Annotated in this window: 11 protein-coding genes; 3 read left to right on the plus strand and 8 right to left on the minus strand. The window is 59.8% G+C overall.

Going from position 1 to position 12,228, the window contains the following annotated elements; translation table 11 throughout:
* The first annotated feature begins 61 nt into the window (after positions 1-61).
* Complete coding sequence (gene uxaC / locus Q0859_RS02345) at positions 62-1,417, plus strand: glucuronate isomerase (RefSeq protein WP_299147275.1); 1,356 nt, start codon at positions 62-64, stop codon at positions 1,415-1,417.
* Between the two features lie 2 nt (positions 1,418-1,419).
* Positions 1,420-2,607 (plus strand): mannitol dehydrogenase family protein, encoded by a 1,188-nt coding sequence (locus Q0859_RS02350; RefSeq protein ID WP_299147276.1) that lies wholly within the window; start codon positions 1,420-1,422, stop codon positions 2,605-2,607.
* On the opposite strand, the gene Q0859_RS02355 is transcribed toward Q0859_RS02350, so the two are convergent.
* The 8 genes from Q0859_RS02355 to Q0859_RS02390 form a co-directional block, all read right to left on the minus strand.
* Positions 2,604-3,482, minus strand: coding sequence for a sugar kinase (locus tag Q0859_RS02355; protein ID WP_299147277.1), 879 nt, complete (start codon positions 3,480-3,482; stop codon positions 2,604-2,606). The two genes, Q0859_RS02350 and Q0859_RS02355, sit on opposite strands and share 4 nt — an antisense overlap.
* Positions 3,479-4,372, minus strand: a complete 894-nt coding sequence (locus tag Q0859_RS02360; RefSeq protein ID WP_299147278.1) for a DMT family transporter — start codon at positions 4,370-4,372, stop codon at positions 3,479-3,481. Before Q0859_RS02360 ends, Q0859_RS02355 begins: the two co-directional genes overlap by 4 nt.
* A gap of 3 nt (positions 4,373-4,375) precedes the next feature.
* Complete coding sequence (locus Q0859_RS02365; RefSeq protein ID WP_299147279.1) at positions 4,376-5,263, minus strand: NAD(P)-dependent oxidoreductase; 888 nt, start codon at positions 5,261-5,263, stop codon at positions 4,376-4,378.
* Positions 5,260-6,162 (minus strand): phytanoyl-CoA dioxygenase family protein, encoded by a 903-nt coding sequence (locus Q0859_RS02370; RefSeq protein WP_299147511.1) that lies wholly within the window; start codon positions 6,160-6,162, stop codon positions 5,260-5,262. The genes Q0859_RS02365 and Q0859_RS02370 overlap by 4 nt, the downstream gene beginning before the upstream one ends.
* On the minus strand, positions 6,162-7,661 hold the full coding sequence (locus Q0859_RS02375; protein WP_299147280.1) for an altronate dehydratase family protein: 1,500 nt from the start codon (positions 7,659-7,661) through the stop codon (positions 6,162-6,164). Before Q0859_RS02375 ends, Q0859_RS02370 begins: the two co-directional genes overlap by 1 nt.
* A 15-nt stretch (positions 7,662-7,676) precedes the next feature.
* Positions 7,677-9,398, minus strand: a complete 1,722-nt coding sequence (locus Q0859_RS02380) for a TRAP transporter large permease subunit (protein ID WP_299147281.1) — start codon at positions 9,396-9,398, stop codon at positions 7,677-7,679.
* Between the two features lie 3 nt (positions 9,399-9,401).
* Positions 9,402-10,247 carry a TRAP transporter small permease gene (locus tag Q0859_RS02385; protein WP_299147282.1) on the minus strand — a complete coding sequence of 282 codons (846 nt, stop codon included), beginning with the start codon at positions 10,245-10,247 and terminating at the stop codon, positions 9,402-9,404.
* A 96-nt stretch (positions 10,248-10,343) separates the two neighbouring features.
* Positions 10,344-11,369: a TRAP transporter substrate-binding protein gene (locus tag Q0859_RS02390; RefSeq protein ID WP_299147283.1), complete on the minus strand. Its 1,026-nt coding sequence runs from the start codon at positions 11,367-11,369 to the stop codon at positions 10,344-10,346.
* 196 nt (positions 11,370-11,565) lie between these two features.
* Here Q0859_RS02390 and Q0859_RS02395 point away from each other — a divergent pair, with 196 nt between their 5' ends.
* Positions 11,566-12,222 (plus strand): GntR family transcriptional regulator, encoded by a 657-nt coding sequence (locus Q0859_RS02395; protein WP_299147284.1) that lies wholly within the window; start codon positions 11,566-11,568, stop codon positions 12,220-12,222.
* Positions 12,223-12,228 lie beyond the last annotated feature (6 nt).

A 12,228-nucleotide genomic window follows, 5' to 3' on the forward strand; every position in this document is an offset into this window, starting at 1 on the left:
CATTTAACACATGCGCCAAGGGGCATTCGTGTTAGGCTGCGCAAAAAGGGGAGACTGGCAGATGGTGCTGCACCTATCAGGGCTTGCGCAACGGATTTATGATGACGTGCGGGATGCGCCCATTGTGTCGCCCCACGGTCATTGCGACCCGGCATGGTTCGCTGATGATGCCGCGTTTGAGGACCCCGCCGCGCTGCTGGTCATCCCGGATCACTACGTGTTTCGGATGCTGTATTCCCAAGGAATCTCGATGGCTGATCTGGGCGTGGGCGTGCCCGCCAGTCAGCGTGATCCGCGCGCGATCTTTCGCCTTTTTGCGGCACACTGGCATCTGTTTCAGGGCACCCCAAGTCGGCTTTGGATTGAGTATGTGCTGCGTGATACACTTGGCTGCGACATGGATTTGGGGCCCGATACGGCCGATGCGGTCTATGATCATATTTCCGCATGGCTCAACAATCCCGACAACCGCCCCCGCGCCTTGTTTGATCGCTTCGGTATTGAGGCGCTGGCGACAACCGATGCCGCCCTCGACGATCTGAGCCACCACCAGACCGTTCGCAACAGCGCATGGCAGGGCCGTATCCTGCCAACCTTTCGCCCCGATGCGGTGCTTGACCCGACCATGCCGGGCTGGCGCGATGCTGTGGCGGCCTTGGGTAATATGACAGGCGCGGATACCGGTAACTTTCAGGAGTTTCTTGAGGCGCTGCGGCAACGTCGCGCGACCTTCAAGGCGATGGGGGCAACGGCAACGGACCATGCCATTGAGCAGCCTCAGACGGTGTGGTTGGACGATCCCGCACAGGTCTTTGGGCGGCTGCTGCAAGGGGACACCGCGCAGGCCAAACCGTTCTACGGGCACATGCTGATCGAAATGGCGCAGATGTCGGTCGAGGACGGCTTGGTCATGCAACTGCACGCAGGCAGTCGACGCAATACAAATACAGCGGTTATGGGCCACTTTGGCCGCGACATGGGTGCGGATATTCCGATCGCTGTAGATTGGGTGCGCGGGCTTGAGCCACTTCTCAATCGAGTGGGCAATGACAACCGCCTGACCCTTATCCTGTTCACGCTGGACGAAACGACATACGCCCGCGAACTGGCTCCTATGGCAGGTCATTGGCCTTGCCTGCGCATCGGCCCGCCATGGTGGTTCCATGACAGCGCGAACGGGATTGCACGGTATTTCGATGCGGTGGTCGAGACAGCGGGTTATTGGAACCTTGCTGGGTTCAATGATGACACCCGTGCCTTTCTATCGATCCCGGCACGCCACGATCTGTGGCGGCGCGGAGTGGCAGTGCATTTGGCGGCGCAAGTCGAGCGGGGGTATTTCAGCGCGGGCACCGCTGCCGAGATCGCGCAGCTGCTGGCGACCGACCTGGCCCGCGACACCTATCGGTTGGGTTGAGCATGCCGCGTATTCTACATTTCGGTGTCGGCAATTTCTTTCGCGCGCATCAGGCCGCGTATACCCAAGGCACACGGGGCTGGCGGATTACCGGGGTCAGCTTTCGCTCCAGCGATGTACGCGATGGGTTGTCGGCTCAAGGGTATGATTATGCGCTGCTGATCAAGGATGCGCATGAGACCGCGATCAAGCGCATCACGGTGCTGGACCATATGCTGGTCGCTCCCGAGGCCTCCCAAGCGGTGATAGACGCGGTGGCGGATGGGGAGGTCAAGGTCATCACCCTGACCGTTAGCGAAAAAGGTTATCACCTAACCCCAGACGGTCGGTTGGACCTCACCCACTCGGCCCTGGTTGCGGATCTGGCCGGGGGCTCGTTAACCCCTGTCGGGGCCTTGGTGCGCGGTCTTTCACAGCGCCGCGATGCCGTGACGGTCCTGTCCTGCGATAACCTGCCTGACAACGGGCCAAAGCTGGCCCGCGCCGTCCACGACTTTGCCAGTGCTGCGGGGGTTCCAATCCCAATGAACGTCACCTTTCCCGCCAGCATGGTGGACCGGATCACCCCGGCGACAACCGACGCTACCCGGATCGAGGCTGATGATCCCATGACGGTACCAACCGAAGCCTTCAGCGAATGGGTGATTGAGGATCACTTTGCCGCTGCACGCCCCGACTGGCCGGGGGTACAATGGGTCAAGGACGTAGCCCCCCATGAGATGCGCAAGTTGCGGATGCTGAACGGCGCACACTCCTACCTCGCCTATGCGGGCATTTTGCGCGGCCATACCTATGTTCACGAAGCGGTTGCGGACCCGGACCTGCGCGCCACGACCCGAACCCTCATGGCCGAAGCGGCGCAGACGTTGCCGACAGAGGTTCAGGCGCAAGCCGCACAATATGCGGGCGACCTGATTGCGCGCTTTGAAAACCCGAACCTGCATCATCGTCTGCGCCAGATCGCGATGGATGGCAGCCAGAAACTGCCCATCCGCATTCTGGCGACCCTGGCAGAGCGGACATCAGACAGCCCCGCGCTTGAGGCGGCGGTGGCGGCGTGGATCGGCTTTGTTCAGGCAGAGGTCGCAGCGGGGCGCGCACTTGACGATCCAATGGCCGACCACATTGCACGAGCCTGCCGCACCAGCGACCCCACAGGCGCGTTGCGCGCCCTGATCGGCGCACCCTAGGCCGGGATGATTGCGCCCTTGCAGCCGATCACCTTGATCGCCAGATCGTGCCCTTTGCGCAAGGCAGGTGCCTGGGTAGACCCGCTCAGCAAGGCACCCAGATAGCCGCCGTTGAAACTGTCACCAGCGGCGGTGGTGTCCACGACAGTCTCGGCCTGGGGAAAGCTGTAGCTTTGTCCGGTCTTGAGGCAGAGCGGCCCGGATGGCCCCCGTTTCAAGGCACCCGTACGTCCCATATTCAGAAAGCGGCGCGCGATCTGTTCGGGTGTTTCCCCCGTCAGCAGCTGTTCATCATCGATCGAGGGCAGCGCGATATCGGTCAGCGCCCACATCGCATCATTGGCCAGTCGGGCCGAGTCCTGATCAAGCCATAACTTGGGTCGGTAGTTGCTGTCATAACAGACCCGCCCGCCCGAATTGCGAAAGGCCTGAAGCCAGCGCATCAAACCGGTGCGCGTGGCAGCAGGCAGGATCGCAAGGGTGATCCCCGACAGGTAAATCACGTCATAACGCGCCAGCGCATTAAAGTCGGGACCGGTGTCCGTCATAAAGGTTAGCCGCGCCGCCGCACTGTCACGCCAATACGTAAACGACCGCTCGCCCGCATCATCCGTGGTGATGGCGTACAGCCCCGGCGTGCCTTCTGGGTCGCGCGTGATGTATTTGGTGCCGACCTCTTGGGCGGCAATAAAATCCGCAATCCGGTCCGAAAATGCGTCTGTACCAAGACGGGTGATGTAATCGACCCGCACATCCGGTGCGGTTCGTTTGAGGTAGATCGCGGTGTTGAGCGTATCACCCGCCACACCAACCCCTGCGGTTTCTCCGGCAAGGCTCAATTCGATCATCGCCTCGCCAATCGCTGCGACCCTCATATGGTGCCCCTTTTTGCTGTGCGCCGCCAGATGATCAACCCCGAGATCACAATGATCCCTGCGCCCAATATCGTCCACCTGTCCGGAACATCATTGAACACGATGTAGCTGGTCAGCGCCAGATAAAGAAGGAAGCTGTAGGTATAAGGCATCAGCGTATTGGCCGGGGCATAGGCATGCGCGCGCGAGAAAATCTCGTGCCCTGCCCAGCCCCACAGGCCGAGCCCGATCATCAGCGCCCATTGCAGCGGTGTGGCAGGTGGCACCCAGACCCACCACGCAAAAGGGGCCAGCAGGATTGCCCCCGTCGCGCCCATGTAGAACTGCATCGTCTCGGCGGCGACCACACCCGAAATCTTGCGCGTGATAATCGAATAAAACGCCAATGCAAACGCGTTATAGACCGACAGCAGCGCCACCCAGCTGAACGCCGCATCAAAGGGGCGGATCACCACCAGCACACCCACGAACCCCAGCAAAATCGCAAACCAACGCCATGGCCCCACCCGTTCACCAAGCAGCGGCCAGGACAGCGCACACACGATAATGGGCGTCGAAAACATGATCGACCCGGTAATGGTAAGGCTCAGGTAATTGAGCGCGATGAAGTTGAACAGGGTGGCCGAGGCCAGCAGCACCGCGCGCAGCAAAACAAGACCCAGGTGCGCCGTCTGGAAGCTCGACAGGTTCGCCCCCTGTCGCAGCACCATCAGCGTCGAGATAACGAAATGCGGCGCATAGCGCATGAACGCCAGTTGGAACGCGGGCAGCCCCGCCAGCACCAGCCATTTGACCGATGTGTCGATGACCGCAAAGAACACATAGGCCCCAAGCGTCATCACGATCCCAAGCGCGGCGCGATCCTGTTGAGCTTGCGCCGCGATGGCCATGATCTACCCTTTGAAACGGTCCGCGTAGTAGTCGACCATTTGCGACACCATATCGTCGGCCCGGCCACTGTCGCGCGCGTCCCGCAAGGCCCCGAGGGCACATTTCGACATCATCGACTCCACGCCTGCATCCGATGCCATCTGCGCATAGTACCCCACGTCCTTGGCCGCGTTCTTGATCGCAAAGGCCAGCTGGTTGGGGTCCCCGTCCACGCCGTATCCCTTGACGAAATCCATCATGCCGGACTTGAGCGGCCCTGCCGCCATCACGTCGTACAGATCCTTGCGCGGCACTCCGGCCACGTCCGCCATTGCGAAGGCTTCGGCCATGGCATTGGCAACGGTCATGCCGAAGAAGTTGTTGATCAGCTTGATCGTGTGCCCTGATCCAAGTGCACCAAGGTGAAAGACATTCTCGCCCAGATCATCCAGCACCGGGCGCACCCTGGCGAACGCATCCGCATCGCCCGCGCACATGATGTTGAGCAACCCATCAACCGCATGGGACGGCGTACGACCAAGTGGGGCGTCGAGGAAATGTCCACCCACACGTGCGACCTCATCACCCAGGGTCCGGGTTGATCCCGGCAGCGACGTGCCGAAATCAATTACCACGGCACCCGGTTTCAGCCCTGCGATCACGCCATCATCGCCCCGCATCCGCGCCTCGACATTATCGGAGGTGTCCATGCACAACATGACAATATCGCTCGTGGCAGCAACGTCCTTGGCGGTGGTTACCTCGGTTGCGCCGCGTTCCACCGCGCGGTCCACATAGGTGCGGGTGCGGTTCGCGATCACCGTCAGCGCATATCCCTGATCCTGAAGCCGTCCGACCATTGCGCCGCCCATCAGTCCAAGGCCAATGAAACCGATTGTTGGTTTGCTCATGTCGTTTCCTCCTGTGCGGGAATGGTGTCAAAGGCGCGTGTTTTCAGCCCCTTCTGAATTTCATAAATCGAGATCGGCACATCCGGTTGGGGTTGCGGGATACGGATCGGGATGTCTTTCAGTCGCGGGGTCAGCGTCGGCTCGCCACACAGCATCCGGGTGTTGTAATCAGCAATGCCGTCCCATTTTGTCATGCTTCCCATGATCGGAAAGGCATCCGCCGCCATCATTTCGTAAAACAGGATGCGCCGCGAGCGGTCGGACGTATTGAGCGCCGATCCATGCACGATCCGCCCGTGATGAATGCTGATCGACCCGGCAGGCCCGGTCAGTTGCACCGCATCCTCGGGGTTCAGCCCATTTTCTTCGGGCAGCATCGCACCGGCAAACACCCCATCGACGTGATGGTCATAGACAGGCCCCTTGTGCGATCCTGGATAGACCATGAGCGGCCCGTTTTCCGGTGCCATGTCGTCAATGCAAATGCCGATCGCCAGAATGTCGTCATTGGTGTGAGGGTAGAACGCATAGTCCTGATGCCATTCCACCGCCGCCCCATAGCCCGCCGATTTCATGTTCAGCTTGGTCGTATGTAACCGCAAATCTGGTCCGATCAGATCACGTGCAGGGGCAAGCACATGGTCGGAATACATCAACTCGCGCATCACATCCGAAATGGTGTGGGGCAGCTTGATCCGGCGCAGGCGGGGGTTTTCCGGCGTGTGGCTGTCCTCGAGATCAAGGCGGTCACTGCTGGCGGTCATGGTCGCGGCTTCGGCCTCGAACCGGGTGATTTCATGGCGAATCTTGGTGAGCCATTCGGGCGGAATCCGGCTTTCCAGCAACAGATAGCCGTGGGTGTCAAAGTGGTCTTTCTGCGCAAGGCTCAGACACTCCATCACATCACCGCTCCAATCTGCCAGGGCACGAACTCGTAGTCACCCAAACCCTGCGCCTCGGATTTGGTCTGCTCGCCCGATGCGACCCGCAGGAACATCTCGTAAATCTCGCGGCCCTGGTCCTCAAGCGACACGCCATCGCTCAGCATCGCGCCTGCGTTTACGTCCATATCTTCGGTCATGCGGGTGTACATCTCGGTGTTCGTGGCCACCTTGATCGTCGGCGCAGGTTTGGACCCAAAGGCCGACCCCCGCCCAGTGGTGAAACACACAAGATTGCAGCCGCCCGCGATCTGGCCCGTTACACTGGCCGGGTCGTATCCGGGGCTGTCCATGAACGTGAAACCGCGCGCCCGCAGCGTTTCGGCATATTTGTAAACGCCGGTGAGCGGGGTGGTTCCCCCTTTGGCCGCCGCCCCAAGCGACTTTTCAAGGATCGTGGTAAGGCCCCCAGCCTTGTTTCCCGGTGAGGGATTGTTGTCCATCGAGCCGTTGTTGCGCTTGGTGTAATCCTCCCACCAGTGGATTAGTCCAAGCAGCCGCTCGCCCGTTTCCCGATCCGCCGCGCGGGCCGTCAGCAAGTGTTCCGCACCATAGATTTCGGGCGTTTCGGCCAGCACGCCCGTGCCCCCCTGCGCCACAAGCAAGTCCGTCGCGTAGCCCAATGCCGGGTTGGCGGTGATGCCGGACCATGCGTCCGACCCACCGCATTGCAATGCCACTTTCAACTCCGATGCGGGGCACACCGTCCGCACCGCCTGATTGGCGAGCGGCAGCATTGCGGCAACCTTTTCGATCCCCTTTTCGACGGTCTTGCGCAATCCAGCAACCGACTGAATGTTCATCGTGTGAAACAGCGGGCCCTGTTTCAACCCCCACGCCTCAAGCAGCCAGTCGATCTGGTTTATCTCGCAGCCAAGGCCGACCATCAACACACCTGCGTGGTTAGGATGGCGGGCATAGCCCCACATGACGCGCTGCAACGCCTCAAACCCGTCACCTGAATCCGCCATGCCACAGCCTGTACCATGCACAAAGGCGACGACCCCATCCACGTCGGGATAATCGGCCATGATGTCGGGGGTAAAATGCGCCGCAATCATCCGTGCTGCGGTGGCTGAACAATTCACAGACGTAACGATGGCGATATAGTTGCGCGTGCCAACCGTCCCATTGTCGCGGCGATAGCCCATGAACGTGTCGCCTGTCGCCTCGGCCACGTGGCGCAAGTTGGTGCCGAATTCGTATTCCACGTCCGTTGCGCGAAAGTCGATATTATGGGTGTGCACATGGTCGCCTGCCGCAATGTCCTGCGCGGCATAGCCAATCACCTGCGCGTATTTGCGCACCGGAGCGCCCTTGGCGATGTCCACCACCGCAATCTTGTGACCGGACGGGATGAGAGCGCGGGTTTCGCATCCTTCAACCCCCACCCCGACTTTCAAGGCGCGCGTGGCCGTGACGACCGTGTCGGCAGGATCAAGGCGAATGAAGTCCATCGCGCTGCCCCACCCCTACAAGAGTATCGAAATGATCGGCGGATAGATCAGCAGCACCGACAACGCGAGCAACTGGATACCGATAAAGGGCAGGAACCCTTTGAAGATGTCCGTCAGGGTGATGTGTGACGGAGCCACGGATTTGAGGTAGAACGCCGCAGGACCAAAGGGTGGCGACAGAAAGCTGACCTGCATATTCATGCAGAACACCACCCCAAACCAGATCGCCACGTGGCGCGGGTTCAAATCGCCGAACATCCCGATCTCGTCGATGGGCAGTTTCAGCACGATGGGCAGGAACACGGGAATGATCAGCAGCACGATGCCCACCCAGTCCATAAACGCCCCCATGAACAGCAGGATCAGCATCATCAGCCCGATGACCAGCATGGTTGGCAACTCGGACCCGACGATGAAATCGGCCACGTATGTGGGGCCGCCAGCGATGGTATAGGCCCCGGCAAGGGCCGTCGCCCCGATAGTCACCCACACGATTGTGCCCGTGGATTTAAGGGTTCGCATCAGCGAATCCCACACCAGTTCCACCGATGCTTCACCGCGCAGAACCGCGATCACAAAGACCGCCATGGCTCCCATGCCGGCCGCTTCGGTGATGCCCGTGATCCCGCCATAGATCGACCCCAACACAACCCCGATCACGACCATCGGTGGCACAAGCCCCTTACCCATTGACCAGCCGGTCGCGGTGCGCCCGCGCCCAAAGACAAAGACCGCCAACACCATGCAGATCACGAACAGGCCCGCGAAAATGCTGATATACTCCGCCGTGCCCCAGAACGCCGCATCCCCTGTGTTGGCCGCATTCGATCCCGAGTATTCAAAGAACGCGGCACGCAGGAACAGCGCAGCGGTGAACCCGGCGACAACCACATTCATAAACGCCCCGAACAGGGCCCATTTCTCGCGCCCCCGAGGCTGGGCTTCCAAATCCGCCTTTTCCGCCAGCAGCGCCGTCTGTTCGGCTTTCTCGGCTTGGGTCATGCCATTCACGCCCGCCAGTTCACCCAGCCGTTTTTCGATCCGCTCTTCGGGCAGGGGCGCATCCTCGGGCTTTAGCGTGGTGCGGATGATGATGTAGATGATGATAAACGACGCAAGCATGAAACCGGGTATGAAAGCGGCCGTAAACAGCGCCTTGATCGAGGTTTCGGTTATCAACCCGTAGATTATCAGCACGATGGAAGGCGGGATCATGGTGCCAAGGCTCCCGCTCGCGCAGATCACCCCGATGGCGAGGTTCTGGTTATAGCCCAGACGCAGCATCTGCGGCAGCGCGATCAGACCCAAAAGCACGACTTCGCCCCCGATGATGCCCGACATCGCTGCCATGATAACGGCCATGATCGAGGTCACGATGGCAATGCCCCCACGGGTGCGGTTCAGCCAGACATTCAGCGATGTATACATCTCCTTGGCGATTCCCGAGCGTTCGAGCAGGGCAGCCATGAAGATAAACAGCGGAATGGATATGAGAACATAACTGGTTAAGACATCCCCGTATATACGTTGAGGCAGGATGTTGAGCGGACCTGTGCCCGGTCGCCCCGTGAGCAGCCCCTCGCCCCACAGCGTCGGGTTGAGCAGCAAGGCGGGCTCGAATTTCATCACCAGGACAACCACGGCCATGAAGGCCGAGGCAAATCCAAGCGGCATCCCGATGGCCAGCAGCAGGATCAGCCCCAGCATCAGGACAAGTGAAATGGTTCCGACGTCCATGGATTACTTCCCTGCCACTTGCGCCTTGATGCGCTCAATTTCTTCTTCATCGAGGTCTTCGCCACCGTAGTGGACCTCTTCCTTGTTCCAGTCCGAGATCAGGTTGACGACGGCCTGCAAGGCGACAAGCGAGACGATCAACAGCACCATCGGCTTCATGGTCGCGGGAATGGGCGGATCAAAGGCGGTGCCGAACGTCTCCCACCGATAGAACTTGTCAAAGGCTTCGCCATAGCCGCCATAGACGAGGAAAAAGGCGAATACGACAATCAGTGCGGTCGAGATCGTATCGAATATCCGCTGTAGCCAGCGCGGTACGGCATCATAAAGCAGGACAATCCGGATGTGGCTGCGTTGCTGCATAGCGTAAAGGCCCGCACACAGAAAGACGAACCCGGCGAGCCACAGCGACATCTCATTCGCCCACAGCGTCGGGGCTTCGAACACGTAGCGCAGCAACACCTCATACAGCATCACGCCCGTAAGGATCACGATCAGCATCATGGTGACGCGACCGATGAAGACGGCCAGACGGTCCGCAGGTTTCCAGCTTTCAAACTCCATCCCCGCGCGGCGCACGGTGCGCACGCCAACGATTGCGAACACGGGAATTCCGATCAGCGCCAGCCAATCGACCACATCAGAAAAGCCACCAAACAGGCCACCAAGGCCGGGCGAGACATCGACCCGGTTGAACAGAGCCGACAGCTTGTCAAATTGCGAAGGGTCGTCGGGGGGATAAAAATCGAGGGTGAAGGCGGGCATATGCCAGACCACCCAACCGCCGCACAGGATAAAGGCGAGTGGCACAAGCCATTCGACCAGAGTGCCAGAGCGCACCTGCTGCATCACATCGTCCCCCTGTCCGTAAATACGCCCGGTCGCAGGATATATCCGTGCTTTGGGCAAAGTGAGGTCGCGCAGCGTGGCGCGACCCCGGATCGTTTACTTGGACACAAGGCCCAGCTGGGTGAGATAGCTCAGGTGCGCATCAACCAGCGCCTTGGCTTCCGGCGTGTCCGCAAACTCAGGCCATGTGGCCTGGGCCGCATCGCGGAACTTCTGAAGCTCCTCAGGGGCCCACTGAGACAGGGTCACACCATCTGCGCGCAGTTGGGCAGCCGCTTCGGCGTTCTTCTTCTCGAACGTCAGGGCGGTGCGCAGTGCGAGGGCTTCCATGGCGACCTTCATAATGGCCTGGTGCGCTTCGGGCATCGCGTCAAACACGGCCTTGTTGCACGCCAGGTGATCCGAAGGCATCGAGTGGAAGCCGGGGAAGTTGGCGTATTTCACGATGTCATAAAGACCAAGGCCCACATTGTTGGCCAGACCGGATGCGTCCGCACCATCGATGATACCCGTTTCAAGCGCGGTAAAGATCTCGGTGAAGTCCATCACGATGGGCGAGGCACCAAGCTTCTCAAAGATCTTGGTTTCCATTCCCGGAGGCGAACGGAATTTCCAGTCCTTGAAGTCCGCAACCTTTTCGATGGGCTTGGACGAGGCAAAGCTCTCCTGGCCGTAGACCCACCAGCCGATCAGCTCCATGCCGTACTTGTTGTACAAGGGTGCCGCCGCTTCACGACCGCCACCGAAATACAGCCAGCTCAGCTGCTGATAGGGGGTCTCGTAGCCACCCATGATGTCGCCCACGAACTGGAACGCCGAGTTCTTGCCTGTCTGATACCCGCCACCCGTCATGTCGCAGTCCAGAATGCCTGTGGCAGCGGCATCAAAGGTTTCGACCGATTTCACAACGGACGACGAATAGAACATTTCGACTTCGATGGCGCCACCGGACATTGTCTGAATGTCTTCGACATATTGCGCGGCCAGCTTGCCGGACACGGTTTCAGGGGCGTAGTGCGTTTGAATGCGCAGTTTGGTTTCGGCGTGGCCATCAGCCATCGCACCGGATGCCGCAAGCGTCGCGGCGACAGCGACGGATGCCGCCTTTTTGATGAATGTCATATTTTTCTCCCAGACATGTTGGCATGCGCGGTCAAGATCTGATGCCCCGATTGGCGCGCGGTAAGGGAAGGCTATGCGCAGACGTTCCACACGACAACATAAAAGTGAAATTCGGCCAAATTTCGAGATTATGATGGAATTTCGAAATTTTCAGAGTTAGAGTTTAGGGGATCATTCACACCAAGTTGTTTGCCACATGTCTTATGACACCGACATATTCAACGCCTTGCGCCACCGGCTGATGACCAACGGGTTTGAACACGGCCAAAAGGTGCGCGCCGAACATTTGCGCCTCGAATTTGGATGTTCCGCCAGTACGATTCGCGAGGTTTTGTTTCGGCTGTCCACCATCGGGCTGGTCGAGTTCCGCGAACAGCGCGGGTTTCGCGTGCCCGAGCAATCCCGCGCACTCATCCACGAATTGACCCATCTGCGTGTGCTGCTTGAGGCCGAGGGCACGGCCATGTCGATCCGCCGTGGCGGGGTCGCATGGGAGGCTCGCCTGACCGCCGCGCACCACCAACTCAGCCATCTGGAGATGCGGCTGCAAAGCGCCAGGGACACTGCGCCCTTTGTTGATCTCTGGTTCGATGCCGAGCGGCATTTTCACGAAACCCTGATCTCGGCCTGCGGTTCTGATGCGCTGCGCGACACCCATCAACAGATCTATTGCCGGTTTCGTCAGCAACTGATGATCGAGGACCGCGCCTTTGATTTCATCTCGGAAAACATCCGGCATCATCAACAAATTCTGGATGCAGCCATGGCCGGGGACGAGGCCCTGACACGCCAGAAAATCCACGATCACCTCGCACGTCACCTGATAACCGATGCGCAGGTCGAACCTGCCTGAGTCCTG

This window comes from uncultured Tateyamaria sp. (assembly GCF_947497045.1).
GTDB lineage: Bacteria > Pseudomonadota > Alphaproteobacteria > Rhodobacterales > Rhodobacteraceae > Tateyamaria.